At 51.6% G+C, this 18,007-nt stretch carries 13 protein-coding genes, 4 tRNA genes and 1 pseudogene; 9 read left to right on the top strand and 9 right to left on the bottom strand.

Features of this window, described 5'->3' with window-relative positions:
- Positions 1 to 3 precede the first annotated feature (3 nt).
- From FFS57_RS11145 to FFS57_RS11135, 3 genes are all read right to left on the bottom strand, one after another.
- Positions 4 to 2,028: a methyl-accepting chemotaxis protein gene (locus FFS57_RS11145; protein ID WP_171013840.1), complete on the bottom strand. Its 2,025-nt coding sequence runs from the start codon at positions 2,026 to 2,028 to the stop codon at positions 4 to 6.
- A 293-nt stretch (positions 2,029 to 2,321) separates the two neighbouring features.
- A complete protein-coding gene (locus FFS57_RS11140) occupies positions 2,322 to 3,263 on the bottom strand; it encodes a PEP-CTERM sorting domain-containing protein (protein ID WP_137937870.1) in 942 nt (313 codons plus the stop codon).
- Between the two features lie 646 nt (positions 3,264 to 3,909).
- A complete protein-coding gene (locus FFS57_RS11135; RefSeq protein WP_137937869.1) occupies positions 3,910 to 5,196 on the bottom strand; it encodes an AsmA family protein in 1,287 nt (428 codons plus the stop codon).
- 74 nt (positions 5,197 to 5,270) lie between these two features.
- Between FFS57_RS11135 and FFS57_RS11130 the strand changes: the two genes are divergently transcribed.
- The 7 genes from FFS57_RS11130 (at position 5,271) to FFS57_RS11100 (ending at position 11,459) form a co-directional block, all read left to right on the top strand.
- Positions 5,271 to 5,346: transfer RNA gene (locus FFS57_RS11130), tRNA-Asn, on the top strand.
- Between the two features lie 56 nt (positions 5,347 to 5,402).
- Positions 5,403 to 5,478, top strand: a tRNA-Asn gene (locus tag FFS57_RS11125).
- A gap of 61 nt (positions 5,479 to 5,539) precedes the next feature.
- Positions 5,540 to 5,615: transfer RNA gene (locus FFS57_RS11120), tRNA-Asn, on the top strand.
- A gap of 62 nt (positions 5,616 to 5,677) precedes the next feature.
- A tRNA-Asn gene (locus tag FFS57_RS11115) sits at positions 5,678 to 5,753 on the top strand.
- Positions 5,754 to 5,963: 210 nt separating this feature from the next.
- Positions 5,964 to 10,088, top strand: a complete 4,125-nt coding sequence (locus FFS57_RS11110; RefSeq protein ID WP_137937868.1) for an EAL domain-containing protein — start codon at positions 5,964 to 5,966, stop codon at positions 10,086 to 10,088.
- Positions 10,089 to 10,158: 70 nt separating this feature from the next.
- Complete coding sequence (gene ygfZ / locus FFS57_RS11105) at positions 10,159 to 11,184, top strand: CAF17-like 4Fe-4S cluster assembly/insertion protein YgfZ (RefSeq protein WP_137937867.1); 1,026 nt, start codon at positions 10,159 to 10,161, stop codon at positions 11,182 to 11,184.
- A gap of 2 nt (positions 11,185 to 11,186) precedes the next feature.
- Entirely contained in the window at positions 11,187 to 11,459 is a 273-nt protein-coding gene (locus FFS57_RS11100) for a DUF4936 family protein (RefSeq protein WP_137937866.1), read from the top strand.
- A gap of 123 nt (positions 11,460 to 11,582) precedes the next feature.
- Here FFS57_RS11100 and FFS57_RS11095 read toward each other — a convergent pair whose 3' ends face one another.
- The 4 genes and pseudogenes from FFS57_RS11095 to FFS57_RS11085 all read right to left on the bottom strand — a co-directional run bounded on the left by FFS57_RS11095 (position 11,583) and on the right by FFS57_RS11085 (position 14,555).
- Positions 11,583 to 11,768, bottom strand: coding sequence for a putative motility protein (locus FFS57_RS11095; protein ID WP_137937865.1), 186 nt, complete (start codon positions 11,766 to 11,768; stop codon positions 11,583 to 11,585).
- A 76-nt stretch (positions 11,769 to 11,844) separates the two neighbouring features.
- Positions 11,845 to 12,264 carry a GNAT family N-acetyltransferase gene (locus FFS57_RS25805; protein ID WP_171013854.1) on the bottom strand — a complete coding sequence of 140 codons (420 nt, stop codon included), beginning with the start codon at positions 12,262 to 12,264 and terminating at the stop codon, positions 11,845 to 11,847.
- Between the two features lie 42 nt (positions 12,265 to 12,306).
- Positions 12,307 to 12,768: pseudogene (gene tadA / locus FFS57_RS25800) on the bottom strand (tRNA adenosine(34) deaminase TadA); the annotation flags it as partial.
- A gap of 59 nt (positions 12,769 to 12,827) precedes the next feature.
- Complete coding sequence (locus FFS57_RS11085; protein WP_137937863.1) at positions 12,828 to 14,555, bottom strand: methyl-accepting chemotaxis protein; 1,728 nt, start codon at positions 14,553 to 14,555, stop codon at positions 12,828 to 12,830.
- Between the two features lie 198 nt (positions 14,556 to 14,753).
- Between FFS57_RS11085 and FFS57_RS11080 the strand changes: the two genes are divergently transcribed.
- Positions 14,754 to 15,530 carry a substrate-binding periplasmic protein gene (locus FFS57_RS11080; protein ID WP_137937862.1) on the top strand — a complete coding sequence of 259 codons (777 nt, stop codon included), beginning with the start codon at positions 14,754 to 14,756 and terminating at the stop codon, positions 15,528 to 15,530.
- 164 nt (positions 15,531 to 15,694) lie between these two features.
- Complete coding sequence (locus FFS57_RS11075) at positions 15,695 to 16,477, top strand: substrate-binding periplasmic protein (RefSeq protein WP_137937861.1); 783 nt, start codon at positions 15,695 to 15,697, stop codon at positions 16,475 to 16,477.
- Positions 16,478 to 16,539: 62 nt separating this feature from the next.
- On the opposite strand, the gene FFS57_RS11070 is transcribed toward FFS57_RS11075, so the two are convergent.
- Together FFS57_RS11070 and FFS57_RS11065 are read right to left on the bottom strand one after the other, a co-directional pair.
- Positions 16,540 to 17,016, bottom strand: a complete 477-nt coding sequence (locus FFS57_RS11070) for a DUF4124 domain-containing protein (protein WP_137937860.1) — start codon at positions 17,014 to 17,016, stop codon at positions 16,540 to 16,542.
- Between the two features lie 88 nt (positions 17,017 to 17,104).
- Positions 17,105 to 17,755 carry a tetratricopeptide repeat protein gene (locus FFS57_RS11065; protein ID WP_137937859.1) on the bottom strand — a complete coding sequence of 217 codons (651 nt, stop codon included), beginning with the start codon at positions 17,753 to 17,755 and terminating at the stop codon, positions 17,105 to 17,107.
- Positions 17,756 to 18,007 lie beyond the last annotated feature (252 nt).

Raw genomic sequence — 18,007 nt, 5'->3', positions numbered from 1 at the left:
CACCTACAACCGAAACACCGCCAGCGACTGACTCAGGTCGCTGGCTTCTGTTTGCAACCGCTGCGATACGTAAAGTGCATTCTGCACAGCTGCAGCATTCTGCTCCGCCATTTGCGCGACACGCTCAACATTTTGTGCAATCTGTGTACTTGCCTGGCGTTGTTCAGTGGCAGAACTGGCGATGTCGTTGATCATCTCCTTGGCTTTGCTGATGGTGGCGCGAATGCCCTGTACCGACTCGCCCGCATGCTTGACCAGCTGTACCCCGTTACCGACCCGCTCATGTCCTTGCCGCATGGCGGTAACGGCACGGTAGGTTTTGTCCTGCACTCCCTGAATCATCATGCTGATTTGCTGTGTCGCTTCCGTTGTACGAGCAGCCAGCGTACGCACCTCATCGGCCACCACCGCAAAACCACGCCCCGCTTCACCAGCACGCGCCGATTCGATGGCCGCATTCAACGCCAGCAGATTGGTCTGATCGGCAATATCCTTGATCACGCCGACAATATTGGAGATCTCTGTTGCACTGGCCCCCAAAGCATTGACCATCTGTGCCGTTTCATTGACCGATTGTTCGATCTGCACGATCTCATCCACCGCACCAGTGACCACCTGGTGCATCTGTACCGACTGCTGCTGTGATGCAGCTGCCTGTTTGTCGGCATCTGCTGTATTATCCGCCACCTGAGCAATACTGACCGACATTTGCTGAACTGAAGATGCCATACTGGCTGCTGCGTTGCTTTGCTGAAGCGAGCTTGAGGCGATCTGCTCTGCATTGGAAGTCAATTCGGCTGCAGCCTGCGAAACATGCTCGGCCGATTGACTCAATTTACTGATCAATTCACGCCAACTCACCACCATGGCATTAAACGCTGTACCGATCTGCTGGAGTTCATCCCGCCCACCAATTCGCGCTGCCACCGTCAAATCGCCCGCTGACAAGGCAGTAGAAACACGTCCCAATTCGCCAACGGCACCCTGTAACGAACGGTAGGTTCCCAGAAACAACCAAACGGACACTGTCAAAAGCAGGACACCGAATGCAATATGCCATCCAGCCGTTGAACGCGCTGCCACTGCACGCCTATCCAACAACAGGTTGAGTTGCCCACCTAGTGCACCGAGCAATTGATACGCCTCTTCAACCGCAATAGTGGTCTCTGCAAAGTAAGCTTTCGGGTCGACCGTAATGGTTTCAGGCTGTACCAGTTGCTGCTCAATCGTCTGCAAGGTAGTGCCAATGCGGGTCAGCAATTGCTCGCTCTGCCCACCCATCGCTTGCTTCAAAGGCTCGGCGTGGCCGAAGGCCATCTCCAACTGCAGACGCATGGTGGCAATCATGTGTCTTGCAATCCCCAATGTCGCGGCCAGACGCACCCTTTCATCCAAGGTGATCTGTTTACGACTGGCGATACCAGTACCCAAGCCACGTGCCAAGGCCAAACGTTCTGCAACGACCATCACATCTTCATAGGCCAGTCGCTGCAGGTAGTAAGATTCCGGTTCTGGATCCTGCGTCAGGCCACTTCGATCAGCCACCAGCAGCATGGATCGCAAAACCTTCTCAATCAGGACGGTATGGGTGGAGAAGTTTGTTTTGGCATCGCTACTGCGCCACTGCCCCAGCAATTGCTGCCATTCTTGTAATACCCCTGCCATGTCTGCCTGCAACCCCAGGCCGGCACCAAAATCACGATTGATCTGTGTCAGCTTGCCAACAACCATTTCCAATGCAGTTTCATTGTCACGAATCGCCGGCTCAAAGGATGCATCACCACTGAGAAGCCCATTGGTCATGCCTCGATGTTTTTGTGCCAGCGACAGCATATCGCTCAAGGCCTGGTTGAATACCACCCCCTGTCGCTCGCGTTCAATCATCTTGATATCGCCAAACAAATCAGCAACCAACAGGCTGGCCATGATCAGCAATGGCAGACCGAAGACTGACCCAATCAAAAAAAATTTGGCCCCAAACTTCAACTCACTCGCCAGTCTTGCAGCTGGACGCAGTATTGACAGCATGTGCCTTCTCCCATTTAAAGCACAACACATCACTCATTCACGTCTCGCAACTTTTTGGTTATAGGCCATGCAGTCCGCATTGCAAACGACGCCATTCCAATGCCTACCGTGACGACCAGTGCTTGAGTACCGCCAATGACAAAGTACGTCACGCAATACACCATTCGATCCACCTCACGAAATCGATCATCACAGGCAAGACGAACGATCAAAACAAAAAACCCGCCGAAGCGGGTTTTTTAGATGCTATCAGGGCTGCCAATTTCACTTGACAGCCTGATTGATCAGATCATTTACTTGGTCTTGCGGCGACGTGCCCCCAGACCCAAGGCACCCAGGCCCAGACCCAACAATGCGATCGAGGTAGGCTCAGGAACCTTGGCATTGAAGGTGTTGTTACCATCAGCCAAGAAGTGGAAGTCACATACTGCATTCGGATTGCCCGCGTTTTGGCACAGCATGCCATTCATCGTGCCATTCGATCCATAAACAGGTGTCTGACCAACGATCGAATCCGACGGGTTGATGGAAGTAAAAGGCGAACGCAGGTTGCTGTTGAACTCCATACCAATGTTCAACGACTGAACGTCTGACAGGAAGAAACTGGAATCAGTGAAATTCACTTTCACGCCCAGTTCCGAACTACCGGTTGTCTGATGGGACATTACACCGCCATCATCATCGCCATCATCCAGTTTTTGATCCAGGCCCAGGGCCGGGAAGCTACCAGGACGACGAATAGTATTGTTAGTGATGTTTGCAGTTTGTGTAACAACAGTACCTTCCAGAATCATGGTGCCATCACCATAACCGCCACCGGTCTTGTCATTGGCGTTTTTGTCGCCGTAGAAGATACGCACCCAGCTTGGCTTGGTAGAATCCAAATCAAAAACAGCAGTGGACCCACCAACACCACTACCTTGCTCCCAGAACGAAGCCTGGATGGTGAATTCCTTACCAGCTGGCGCTTGGAAAACATTGGGACCAAACTTTAGTACAGCCAGCGAAGCCTGATATACCAACTGGCTGGAGGTGCCATCTGGCAACGGCGCAAAGTTACCGATCGAACCGATCGACAGTGCGTTACCAGGCAACCAGTCAAAGGAATCAATCAGCTTGGGGGCATAAGCACCACCAGCACCATCCATATCAAACAGGACAGCATTGGCTGCAAAAGCACCACTGGAGAGAGTCAAGCCGGCGGCAATTCCCAGAGCCAGTTTCTTGAGTTTCATATTTAAATCCTTGCGAGTAGTTGTGTGTTATTTGATTAGAGAAAGACAGCACATTCCCTTGCAGCGACTTAAAGCAATCATCATGCCAATGCCAATGACATCAATCAAACCATTGTTTTATCTGAATAAAAAATATACGAAAAATGGCAATTGCATAGCAATGTAAAATATTCCGACATCCGTATGTGGTCTTGACATTTGCACGGGATGATTGGTTACTACGTATACCCATAGCCACTTGGCAGTAAGGTAATCATCAACAACCAGCACGGCAAAACGAATTTAACATGTTGTTCCAATAATGCTTTTCGATACCTTCAACATACTGCCACCACCATCGTGGTTGCGGTACGAACAACTGATTCGAACGATTTAAGCCCGCACAGAGCAACCAGAATCACACTGTTGCATGATATGTATTGAGTCCTATATGAAATCTCAACTGTGTTACGTGATGCACTTGCCCACCCTATAGACAACAGACGACAAAGTGCCCTATCTATTCTATTGATCATCAGCGCCCTGATCAGGCAGCCCCCTCTTCACGTGCCACCTATTTTGGTTTGATCATGCAAATGATTTGATGAAAAGCAAAAAAAACGGTCGACCTAAAGTCGACCGCTTCTTACTTACTTAAGATATAGGACTATTCTGTCTCCACTGGCGAGACCGTGGCACCACTATTCGTCTCTATCGGACGAGCCCTGATCGAACCCGTCGGTCGTAACAATGGACTATCCAATGTACCACTCACTGAAATTGGCACTGCCAGAGGGTTTACCGTACTCTTGATTCGTACACTGAAGCTACCGTTAGCTTTTCGATCAGGCGCAACCACCAAGCCACCATTGGCCACCAATAAGCCCGACTGAATCGCTACTGACTTGAATCGGTATATCTTGTCACTGATTTCCAATTTGCCTGTCATAGTGTCGAAACGTGTCTTACCACCACGCAAGCCGCTATCTCCCTGTGCCCCTGCGTTATAACGAATTGCGGTAATGAAATCGAAGTTGTTCAATGTACCTTCTTCTACTTTGAAGTTTGCTTCCGCACGCGGCAACAGGAGCAGATCTTCAAGATACTTACCACTGGAACCAAACACACCCTCCATGCTGGCACGACCAGCAACAAAGGTTTTAGGACTCAAGCTACTGGTCAACGACTCCAACTGCATATTATTCAGAGTGTACTTGCCTGACAGCTGCCACTGATCCGCCCATTCCAGTTTGGCTGAACCTACCATGGTTCCACCCGAGATCACTGCGCGAATGTCGTCGATCACCAAACCATCCGTATTACCCAGTGCATTGACGGTCAGCGATCCAAACTTGACGGCTGGCGCCATCGGTGCAGCCCAAGCTTGAGCTACAAAGTTGAAACTATACTGGCCATCCTTTGGTGCAATACGCAATGTGGCCGAGTTGCCTTCCTGAGACAGCAAGATATCCTTGAAACCACCTACCCTATCGAATGCCACTTCGGCATTCAATGGACCTAATGTGGCATGGTTCATCTTGATATTGCTTTCAGTAAACTTCACCGACTCAATTCTGAAACTACCTGTTCCTTTCCCCGCATTCAGGATGATGGGGGCAATCATCACGAATTCCTGTTTTACATCAGCACCTTCCAACATTAATTGCTTGATAACCCATTGATCGGACAACAACGTCAAATAAGCAGGCAATACCAAAGCTTTTTTAATCTGTACTTCCTGGTGCTCACCCACCATGACGTTTTCCAGCACCAGCTTGGGCATAGGCGTGTATGCGATGGCAATGTTGCTGATAGTGACAGGTTGCCGCAATTGAGTACTGAGTGCTTTTTGTAACTGTGGGATATACAAATTGATCGGATAAACAAGAGGAAATAACAAAACCAACGCCAGTAATACCACCAGCGCTCCGATCAGAATTTTAAAAATTTTCATTGAGTCGTTACCTAATGTTGTTCTTAGCTATTGACCGACATTCGAAAGGTCATTAATATACGCGCCTTCTTTGATCCCCGATAGCTCAGTCGGTAGAGCGACGGACTGTTAATCCGCAGGTCGCTGGTTCGAGCCCAGCTCGGGGAGCCAAATTCTAATGCAAGTTGCATATTTCACAAACAGCAACTGGCAAATTTTTTCGATGATCCCTGATAGCTCAGTCGGTAGAGCGACGGACTGTTAATCCGCAGGTCGCTGGTTCGAGCCCAGCTCGGGGAGCCATCAAATTTGGCATATACTTCAATACCGCCTTAACACGTGGTTGCGAAAAAAATTCTACCGATCCCCGATAGCTCAGTCGGTAGAGCGACGGACTGTTAATCCGCAGGTCGCTGGTTCGAGCCCAGCTCGGGGAGCCATCAAATTTGGCATATACTTCAATACCACCTTAACACGTGGTTGCGAAAAAAAATTCTACCGATCCCCGATAGCTCAGTCGGTAGAGCGACGGACTGTTAATCCGCAGGTCGCTGGTTCGAGCCCAGCTCGGGGAGCCAATTCAAGACGATACCCTCGGGTATCGTCTTTTTGTTTTCCAGACAGCGGAAGTCGATATTGCCCTGTTTCATCGGTCAGCCAGCTCGTTCACGCAGCCCACACTGGCAAACGACTGCGCCAACCAATATAACTATATATAGTTCACTCGCACCAATGAGTGCCAACCTTGATTACCTCTGATCTCCGATACAACGGAAACGACTGACGCCATGCCCTTCTTCAGCAAGAAGCCGAGCTCGCCCCCATTACGTGCCATTGATGCCAACCTTCAGCAGTTGTTCGACGCCATGAACAAGATTGCCGTTCAGGGTTACGATCGTGAAAGACGGGTGGTATATTGGAATACCGCATCAGAAAGGCTCTACGGCTACTCCAGGGATGAAGCGATTGGCCGCTTGCTGGAGGATCTGATCATTCCGCCCGCTATGCGCGAGCAAGTCAAGCAGGCGGTGGAAAACTGGTTTCACCGCAATATTCCGATTCCTGCCAGTGAACTGGCACTGGTCACCAAGCACGGCAAAACTGTCAACATTTTCTCCAGTCATTTGATGTACCCAGGTCTGAGCGGTGGTGAACCGCTGATGTATTGTGTGGATATCGACCTGTCAGAGCGAGTTCGGGTTGAAACACAACTTCGCCAGAGTGAAGCACGACTACAGCACCTGGTGGAACAACTGCCAGCAGGCGCCTTATATATAGAAGGAGATCAGGTCTGGCTGAATCGAACAGCGGAAGCACTGATAGGCTATCCGAGAGAACAGATTCGCTCCTTGGACAACTGGTTCACCGCGGTCTACCAAGATCAAGCATCTGTGATGCGAGAGCTGTATGAGGCGGATCGCAAACTAGGCTTCTCGACCCGTCGACTGGTTGAACTGATTCATCGTAATGGTTCCAAACGCCTGGTCGAAATGGCGGGCTTTGCCGACGATAAAGGGGAAGTGCAGCTGATGATCGACGTCACCGAACGTGAACAAGCGCAGCGGGCCTTGCGCGTCAGCGAAGAACGTTATCAATTGGCCGTTCATGGCTCAAATGATGGGCTATGGGACTGGGATATTGCCAGCCAAGTAGTACATTATTCAGATCGTTTCGCCGCCATGCTGGGTTATGGCCCGGAGGGCATGGGTGACGAATTCGCCACACTTATCGACCATATTCACCCAGATGAACGCGATCAGGTAGTTGCTTATCTTGAATCACATCTGCGCGTGAAAACGCCATTCGATGTGGAATGCCGGATGGAGCGCTGCAATGGACAATTTGGCTGGTTCAGGCTGCGTGGCCAGGCTTTATGGGATGATGCGGGCAACCCGTTGCGCATGGCAGGATCCATCTCTGACATTTCCGAATCGAAAACCACACTGGAAGCCTTGCTCCGCAGCGAAGCAAGGCTGGCTGATGCCCAGCTGGTTGCCAAACTGGGCAACTGGGAGTGGATGACGGAAACGGATGAAATGTGGTGGTCGGAAGTTATGTACCACTTGCATGATGTTCGTGCCTTGGAGTTCACCCCTACCCTGACCCGCTTTTTCGATCTGATCATCGAGGATGATCGACAAATGGCTCGTACCCAGCTGGAACGTGTCATGCACGACCGACATCGTACCTCGCTGGAGTACCGTATTCGCCTGAAAGATGGACGTTTCGCCGACATCTGGCTGACTTGTTATCCCCGCATCAACTCAGACGGCCGCATCACCGGATTGCGCGGTACGGCACAGGACATCACCGAGCGTAAACATGCCGAACGACTGTTAGCCGGTGAACGCAAGGTGCTGGAACAGATCGCCAGTGGACAGCCTCTGGAAATCACACTTGACACACTCTGTCTCTCGTTAGCCGCACAACTGCCTGGCGCCCTCGCCTGTGTGCAGGAACTGAAACCAGACAGCAAAGAACTCAGCTATCTGGCCACTGGCAAGTTGCCAGAAGGCTATGTCCGCGCTACCGAGGGCATGGCAGCAACCCCATATAACGGTTCGTGCCAAGCAGCAGCCGTCTTGAAACGACCCATCAATGTCGACAATATTGGCGACGATATCGTCTGGTCACAGAACCGTGAGCTGGCGTTGCAGCATCAGTTGCTGGCCTGTTGGGCCTATCCAATCGAATCCAAGCAATATCGGGTAATCGGCGTATTAGGCGTGTATTTCCGGGACAATCGATTACCCAACCCGGCCGAATCCGAGGCCATCGAACGAATGGCACGCTTAGCCGGCATTGCCATCGAAAATCACCGTATCGAAACGGCACTTCGACGAAGCGAAGAACGATGGCATTTTGCGCTGGAAGGCAGCCGGGATGGCGTCTGGGATTGGCATATCGCCGCCAATGAAGCGTTCTATTCTCGTCAGTATGAGAACATTCTGGGTGCCAGTGAGCAACACCCCTTAAGCCACGCCCTGGGGGATTGGGCGCAGCGTATTCATGCTGAAGACAAGCCACGCGTCTATCAAGCCATTGAGCATTGTTTTCAACAGGAAGATGGACATTATGCTTGTGAGTACCGAGTACTCAGCCTGGCTGACAACCAATATCGGTGGGTGCTTGCACGTGGCAAGGTCACCACATGGGACGAACAAGGCCAGCCAATTCGAATGATTGGCACCCTGACCGATATCAGTGAAAAAAAGCAGGCAGAAGAAGAATTGCGACTCAATGCCAAGGTGTTCGAAGGCACAGGTGAAGGAATTCTGATCACCGATCGTTTCAACCGCATCATGTCAGTCAATGAAGCATTCACCAAAATCACTGGATACACCCGTGATGAAGTGATTGGCCGCAACCCGTCCCTACTTTCGTCCAACCGACACGGTACTGACTTCTTCCGCGAAATGTGGACTGAACTGAAGGCCACCAATTACTGGCAAGGTGAAATCTGGAACCGTCGCAAGAATGGCGAAATATTTCCGGAGTGGCTGACTATTTCCTTGTTACGCAAGGACAATGGCGACATCTGTAATTTCATTGCTACCTTCTCCGATATCAGCGAACGTAAAGCCCAGGCAGAACATATCCAGTTTCTTGCCAACTTTGACGTGCTCACCCAGTTGCCCAACCGACAACTCTTCAAAGATCGGGTCCATACTGCCATTGCGGCAGCCCATCGGGCACGCACCCGACTGGCCATGCTGTTTATTGATCTGGATCGCTTCAAAAATATCAACGATTCACTGGGTCATCATGTCGGCGATACTTTGTTGCAAATGGTTGCAGATCGCTTGCAGCAAGTGGTACGGGATTCGGATACCGTTGCCAGGCTGGGGGGTGACGAATTCGTTGTGATGCTGACCGATCTGCGCCATGGTGAAGATGCAGCACCCAGTGCTCAGAAGGTGATCAACATCATCACCCAGCCCTATACAGTACAGAATCACGAACTGCGGCTGACACCCAGTATCGGCATTTCGGTCTACCCGGATGATGGCGAAGACTTTGAAACCTTGGTGAAAAATGCCGACGCAGCGATGTATCACGCCAAGGATTCAGGCCGGAACAATTACCAGTTCTTCACCCACAATATGAACGCAAGGGTGTTCGAGCACTTGATGATGGAAAACAGCCTGCGCCGCGCCTTGGAGCGCGAAGAGTTTCTGGTGTATTACCAGCCGCAGGTTGATGTCACCACCCATACCATCATCGGCGCTGAAGCGCTGATACGCTGGCGGCATCCGGAATTCGGGCTAGTTTCACCGGCCAAGTTTATCCCGGTAGCGGAAGAGTCCGGTTTGATTGTCCCAATCAGCGACTGGGTCCTACGTACCGTTTGCGAACAAGGTCAGACCTGGATCATGCAAGGCTTGCCAGCGATCCCGATTGCGATCAATGTATCAGCCCTGCATTTCCGGCAAAAGGATTTCATCGACAAACTCATCAACGCACTGGATCAGACAGGCCGCTCACCTGAATTGGTCGAGCTGGAACTGACCGAAAGCATCTTGATGCAGGATGCCGAGGCTGCCATTGCCAATATGGGACGATTGAAAGGTATTGGTGTGCGGCTGTCGATTGACGACTTCGGTACTGGCTATTCCAGTCTATCCTATCTCAAGCGCTTCCCGATCGACAAATTGAAGATCGACCAATCCTTTGTACGAGACCTGCCTCACGATGTGGACAATGCTGCCATCACGGCCGCTATCATCAGCATGGCGCAAAGCCTGCACTTACAAGTGATTGCCGAAGGTGTGGAGGATGAGGAGCAGCGCGATTTTCTGTTGAGCCGGGGTTGCACCGAAAATCAGGGTTATCTGCACAGCCCACCTTTGCCGGCAGAAGATTTTGCCCAACAGTTCAACCGACACTCAATGAAGCAGGTTACGTCAAATTAGCCAGCATACGATTTGCAGGCCAATTCCCCTATAATCGGCTTCATTACTTGATTTGGTATTTCGACCTCATATGAATCCCAACTGGCAAGCTTTCCTGACTGCACACGGTGCCCACTTCGATAACCAACAGGTCGCCCACTTCGGCCAAACTGATATAGAACTGGCAGCAGCCAGTCACGGCACCATCTTGGCCGATCTGTCGGCTTTTGGCGTCATTGGTTTTCATGGTGAGGAAACCGTCACATTCCTGAACAATCTGCTATCCAGCGATGTTCGCAAACTGGATATCACCCACGTACAATGGAGTAGCTTCTCCACGCCCAAAGGCCGCATGTTGGCCAGCTTCCTGATCTGGCGTGACAACGAAAACTATCTGCTACAACTACCCCGTGAATTGCGCGAAGGTATGCAGAAGAAATTGTCGATGTACATTCTGCGTACCAAAACCCGCGCAGAGAATCTCAGCAATGAACTAGTGTTGCTGGGCTTGGCTGGCCCACAAGCTGCTGCACTACTGACCACTCATCTAGGTGAGGTACCAGCAGACACCATGCACAGCATCCATCACCATGGTGTGACCGTCATTCGACTAGGCATAGACCGCTTCCAGCTGGCAATGCAGGCCGAGCTGGCTCCAACACTCTGGGAGAAGCTGGCTGCCGAGGCCACGCCTGTCGGCCAAAGTGGCTGGTCGTTACGCGAAGTTCAGGCTGGCACACCTTGGATTACACCTGCGACTCAAGAACAGTTTGTAGCACAGATGGCCAATATGGAATTGATCGGTGCGGTCAGTTTCAATAAAGGCTGTTACCCTGGCCAGGAGATCGTTGCCCGCACCCAATATCTGGGTAAACTCAAGCGGCGCATGTATCTGGTACATATCGACCAACCTGATGTCAAAGCGGGATCCGAACTGTACAGCCCTGAAATGGAAGGCCAGGCTATCGGCATGATCGTGAATGCTGCTCCTGTACCTAATCGCGGGGTTGATGCCCTAGCCGTCATCCAGATGAGCAGTCTGCCACATGGTATCCACCTGGGTTCACCGGAAGGCCCGCTACTGACCATCAAAACGCTACCTTATTCAGTCAGTTGACAATGAATTTGTATATTTACTACCGAGTGACCGATACTGCAGCCGCTCGGCCAGTGATTCAACAATTGATGCAGGATATCGTCGACAGGGCTGGCTTGAAGGGACGGCTATTGAGCAAGTGTGATGATATGGCGACGTGGATGGAGATTTATGAAGGCATTGATAACCGACATGCCTTCATCCAGTTGATGGCCGAACTGGAAGCAAAAAGACGAGTCCACACCTTCCTGCTACCGGGAAGCCAGCGACATCAGGAATGGTTCGACACGTTTTGATCGTGGACCTTAAGAGCCGCTAACAAAACCCAGCGAAGTGGTTCTGGTTAGGCGTGCAAATGAAGGCAGTACGAGAAGTACGACCAGTTTGCAAACAACACCAGAAGGGCTTTGTTAGCGGCTCTAAGCCTTAACGTCAATACTGTTCCCCAGGTTCGGTGGGTTATTGTAGGTCGCCGGCTGCACTGAAGATAGCAATGTCATCATGGTCGATGCGGTGACATTGTTGGCCACTTTCATGGCATACACGCCCGCTGCCTGCAGTACCTGCGCCTGCACATTGGCGCCGCTTACTGCCATATTGTCCATGTCAACTCCTTCTGGTCAAACCGGCCTGCCATGGGCCAATGTTTCATCATGGTAGACCTATCCGGATTGCGCAAGTTCAGCGCAATCGCATCCGATAGTGTGGGATACCCGCTTCCATGAACATATCGCCATCTTCCACGAAATCTTGAGCCAGATAAAAACTTCGTGCGGATTCCTGTGCATTCAGCCAGACCTCGCCATGGCCAGCACGTTGTGCCGCGACAATCAATGCCTGCAACAACGCCGCCCCTACACCCTTACCACGCCAATCAGCCATCACAGCCATCCGACCGATCTGACCAGTTGGCAATAATCGACCACATCCTATGGCATGCTGATCTGCATCCAGCGCCAATACGTGCAACGCTTCGGCATCGCGTACATCCCATTCCAATTCTGCAGGAATACCTTGTTCCTCGATAAATACCGTCCGGCGCACTACCGATAGCAATGGTCGATCCGCAGCCCAGTCGGCACTCCTGACAATAAACGACATGTCTTTCCCTTCGTGTAAATGATTGGTACAGCAATGGGCCGCTTTTTTGGCCTGCCTGCGCTGACTGAAAAATTGCTTGAGCAGGTTGGCGCAGTCATCTGCCAACAATCCGCCCAGAACCTCGGCATGATGGTTGAGCCGGGTCTCTGCGAACAGATCAACCACACTGCCGCAAACGCCCGTTTTGAGATCTGGTGCACCATAGAAAACCCGTCGAACGCGCGCATGCATGATGGCTCCTGCACACATTGCACAGGGCTCCAACGTCACATACAAGTCGCAATCGACCAACCGATAATTACCCAAATACCGGGCAGCATCCCGCATGGCCTGGATTTCAGCATGGGCTGTTGGGTCGGAGGCAATAATCGGCCGGTTCCAACCTTGACCGATGATGACACCATCCTTCACCACCAGGGCACCGACCGGTACTTCGCCCTCCGCCTGGGCTTGCAACGCAAGCTGCAATGCAGCCCGCATCATCGATTCGTGTTTATTATCCATAGAAAATAAGGCGCCCCAGGTACCAACACCTGGGGCGCGATTGTGTTCACTCAATTCGCTTATACGGTAAACCGACTCACCTCTTTTTGCAAGCGGTCCGCCAGATCCTGCAAAGCACGTGCGGACTCTGCCGCTGCCGACACTGCATCCGAATTCAATCGCGAAATGTGAGCAATCTGCCCAACATGATCCGCAATCTGGCTACTGGTGCTGGTTTGCGCTTCTGTGATCTGTGACAGATTGATCAGGTTGTCATAAGCCACTCCTGCATCATTGCGCAACTTTTCCAATGGCTCAACTACACCGTTGATCAACGATACGCCATTATTGACCTGCCCTGACCCAACCTCCATGCTTTGTACCGCCGACATGGTTTCGGCTTGCACCGCATCGACCATGTCCTTGATTTCCACTGTCGCACTCCGAGTTCGCTCTGCCAACTTACGTACCTCATCTGCCACTACGGCAAAGCCCCGGCCGGCCTCGCCAGCACGGGCCGCTTCAATGGCCGCATTGAGGGCCAGCAGATTGGTCTGGTCGGCAATTTCGCGAATCACATTGGCAATACCACTGATACGTTGAGACTGCTCATATAATTTGGCAATGCTTTCTGACGACGATCGCACTGTGTCGGCAATTCGATTGACTTCCATTACCGCCTTAACCGCCAGTTCCTGCCCTTGAGAGGACAACATAGCCGCACGTTCGGCCACATCGCGCGCCGTGTGAGCGGTATCCGATACCTGAACAATACTGGCCGTGACTTGCTGTACTGCTTCAACGGCCTCCGCAGCCACAGTATTTTGCCCTTGCGAACTATCACGAATCTGTTCGGTCGAGGCAGATAGCGAATGGGCCGCATGGGATACCTGACCAGCGCTATCCGAGATGCCCGCAATCATGGCATGCAATTGATCTTGCATCTGCTTCAAAGCAGTCAGCAGTTGCGCGGTTTCATCAGACCCTGATGCCGAAATTGTCTGGCGCAGATCACCCTGAGCAATATGTTGTGCCACTACGATAGCGCTGCGTAATGGCTTGGTGATAGCACGACTGAGCATGTTGGAAACAGCAATCACCACCAGGGCTGCCGCCAGGCCGATGACCAGCGACAGCATGACCCCCGTCCGCTTGACCCCTAATGCCCGCTCGTAAGACTCCCCCGCGAGCGTTGCTTGCTGCTTGACCAATACCACCAGTTTGGCGTTGATCTCCTGAAACAACTTATCTGACACCTGCATCATTGCCATGGCTGTATTCACATCCAGACTAGCCACCGAGACAGACTGTGCGACATTTTTGCGGTACTCATCCATTTTTTCCAGAATCTGTTTGGCGGCCTTGGCATCTTCGGCTGACAAGCCGGCAGCCTGCGAAAAGGCCTGCACATCAGCCACGCTTTTTTCAATGCTGCTATCCAGTTGCTTGCCGTTTTCCTTGATTTTGGCTTCCGTGTAATTCTTCAACCAAGTGAACAACCGATAGACACCCGAATGGGCTTCAGCCAGTTGTTGACTGGCACGGGATGTAATCTGATATTGCTTGAACCGGACTTGATAGACATCTTCCAACGCAGCTCCCTGACGACTTAGCGCAAAGTACCCGGCCCCAACAGTCACCAGTAAGAAACCAACCGCCAACATTGGTGCGATCAGAATCTTCTTGTAAATATTCATGGCCAGCAAATGCCCCAACAGCGGTTTCGCCCGGCCTGCCCAACCTTTTCCGGGCAGGGCGATATGCTTGGGCAAGTGCATCTCGGGAAGGTGTTTGGGTAGATGCATCATTGTCTCCGTCCGCTTGTACTGCTGGCTACACTCACCTTTACCTGATATAGCGCCAGCCGGGCATATACGTGTTTCCTCATTATAGGGTACGGACCAAATCCTGCTTGCAGGGGTTCCCAGAGCCAATGTCACTAGGCAATCGCAATCAGCCTACCTATATTGAAAATCCATGTGGCTAAACAGGGAGCACCTTGAACAATGAAAACGACACATCTGATTACCGCTATGCTATCCATTCTGACCGCCACCGCATTTGCCGAAGACAAGCCCGCGACCATCAAGCTTTGCTATGAAGGAGAAGACGTTTTCCCTTGGATCCTGAAAAGCAAGAAGGGTCTCAACATCATCATGATGGAGCAGGTTGCCAAAAAAAGTGGATTGAAACTTGAAATGACCGCGGTACCATGGAAGCGTTGCCTGAACGATTTACAAAGCGGTACGATGGATGGCGCATTCGCTGCCAGTTACAAGGCTGATCGTGCCGAATTTTCAGCCTATCCCAGCAAAGATGGCAAGCCGGACCCGGCTCGCCGCATGATGTTCGATAGCTATAGTCTATACCGTCTCAAGGGTAGCAGTGTTGGATGGGACGGCAGCAAATTTCAGAACCTGAGCGGGCCAATCGGCACGCAACCTGGCTATTCCGTCATCGACGTGCTGAAACAGGCTGGGGCGCAGGTGGACGATGGCGCAAAGACAGCAGACGACACGTTGCGCAAGCTTGTCAGCAATCGCATTGCCGCCGCTGCCTTACTGACGCCGGAAGGTGATAACTCCATTGCCACCAACAGTGAATTCACTGGCAAACTCGAACGGGTACCCACCCCATTGGTGGAAAAACCTTATTTTTTGATCTTCAGCAAACCCTTCCAGGCCAAATATCCCAGTACAGCCAATCAGGTATGGGATGCTGTCGCCAGCGTTCGCGAATCCGCTGAATACAAACAGGCTGAGGCTGCTTTCTTCAAACGCTGACCCTTAACCTAACCACCGCCTCTACAACGCTACCATGCGGTAGCGTTGTTGCTCTCCAGGAACCCTGCCCTTCTTCCCTGTCTCCAATCAATGAGTACCAAGCTGCAAAAACACTCTGGCAAACCTATATTGGAAGTCAGCATGGTCTGACAGGGGGCGAGTGCGTGATAAAAGCGGCACAGCTGATCACCGCGGCTATCTGCCTGTTGACTGTTGCGGTGCATGCAGCGGAAAAAACCATGCCACCCATCAAGCTGTGTTATGAGGGGGAAGATTCTTTTCCGTGGATATTGAAAGACCAGAAAGGCCTCAACCTGATCATGCTGGAACAAGTCGCCAAAGCCAGCAATCTGAAGCTCGAAATGCACCCGATGCCTTGGAAACGTTGCTTGTATGACGTGAAACACAACACCATGCACGGGGCCTTTGCGGCAAGTTACAATGCAGATCGAGCCGAATTCTCTGTGTATCCAATGAAGGATGGTAAGCCGGACTCAAGTCGCCGCATGATGTTCGACAGCTACAGCTTGTATCGGCTCAAAGGTAGCCCTGTCAGCTGGGATGGCAACACCTTTCAGGGACTTGAAGGCCCAGTAGGTACACAACTCGGCTATTCGATTACCGACATGCTGAAGCTGGCCGATATAGAAGTGGACGACGGCGCCAAAACAGCTGACGACACCTTGCGAAAGCTGGTGCTGAAACGGATTGTTGCCGCGGCATTATTGACACCAGAGGGTGACAACTCCATCGCTAGCAACAGTGAATTCACCCACAAAATCGAACGGGTGCCGATCCCTTTGGTGGAAAAACCCTACTTCCTGATTTTCAGCAAACCGTTTCAGGCCAGATATCCTGCCATCACCAACCAATTATGGGATGCTGTTGCCCTGATAAGGGATTCCACCGAGTACCAGCAAGCTGAATCGGCTATGTTCAGGCGCTGACTTTCCATAAACCACAACGCCATCTCAAGGATGGCGTTGTATCAATTGGCAAGGCATACCGGTCAGGAACCGGTTCCGCCTGGCAAACTTTCAACCTTGATCTTGGCATCAGGCTTGGGCACCGGCAAAGCAGCCTCGCCACACTTCATGCGCACGGACACGCCAGCCGCCGACATGGCCAAATCAAAATTACTCAGTTCCGGTTTGGATTGAACATAACTACGGTAATCCTTCAAGGCTTGATCACATTGCTCCTGATCCATCTTCCCACTGCTATCGGCAGTACGTGGCAGCGCGTTACCAGTTGGCAACGCTTCCGTACCGGGCAGTTTCTCAATCTTGGCCTTGGGTTCGACATAATTGAATTTGATCTGGTTCTCGATCAATTCAGGCTTCGTCTGCGACTCACCTTTCGGGCAAGGTGAATTGGCGTAGGTTACCCGGCCAGTCTGAGGGTTCATGCACTTAAAGATTTCCGAAGCGTGACTGGCCGACATCATGCCAAACCAACCAAGCGTCAACCATATCCATTTTTTCATGGGTGTAAGCCTGTTACCAGAATATCGACAATGACAGGATTCTACCTTCAAATCAACATCAGGCAAGGCCTACGCGCAAACGTCATGATTAACGGTTACCTTGCATCAATCGTCGTGACAACTCTTGCGCCTTGGCATATGCAGCGCGATCACCTTGCTTGGCAGCCTGGGTATACCAAAATATAGCTTTTCTCAGATCTTGCTCCATCCCATCGCCTGATTCGTACATCGATGCCACGATGTATTGCGATGCCAATTCGCCATTGCTGGCTGCCTGTTCATACCAATAGCCAGCCAATCGTTCATCCTTTTCCGCACCGCGTCCCAAATAGACCTGTGTCGCCAGGCTTTCCTGTGCACCACCGTGACCACGCATGGCCGCACGTCGGAACCATTCCGTTGCCACAGTTTGCGAACGCGGTACAAGATGACCATGCTCATAGAGCAAACCCATATTGAACTGCGCCTGGGCGAACCCTCCCTCTGCCGACAGATTCAACCAGCTCACCCCAGAATGTGGCGAACCTTCGGATGATTCACCACGAATCATCATCATGGCCAGATTGAACTGTGCCAACGTGTCACCTTGCCGGGCACTTTGCCCATAAAGCCGACCTGCTGCTTCGTAATCATGATTGATATAGGCATGATAGGCAGCATCCCGCTGCTCTGCCAATGTACAGGTGGCACTGATACACCACCAGAAAGCCAACACCACAGCTGAAGTCGGATGACGCATGGACGCGCTCCCCGGAAAACGGGCCGACCGCCGGCTGCACCCGCAAACCGACACGACGACAGGCCACGCTTTAACTGTAGTTCAGTTTATGCCTTTTTCCGAATTTAGAGCCAACGGCAGGCTTACATATACATGTCATATTTAAGATGTCTTACCATGTAATCTCGGGTACCGGGGGCCAGGAATCATCGTGGGGTATGAATTGGATGTACTCAACCTGAATTTAACGTGATGGAGGCAAACATCACACCT

It is taken from the genome of Chitinivorax sp. B (genome assembly GCF_005503445.1).
Taxonomy (GTDB): Bacteria; Pseudomonadota; Gammaproteobacteria; order Burkholderiales; family SCOH01; genus Chitinivorax.
This window is presented reverse-complemented; position numbering and strand designations above follow the sequence as displayed.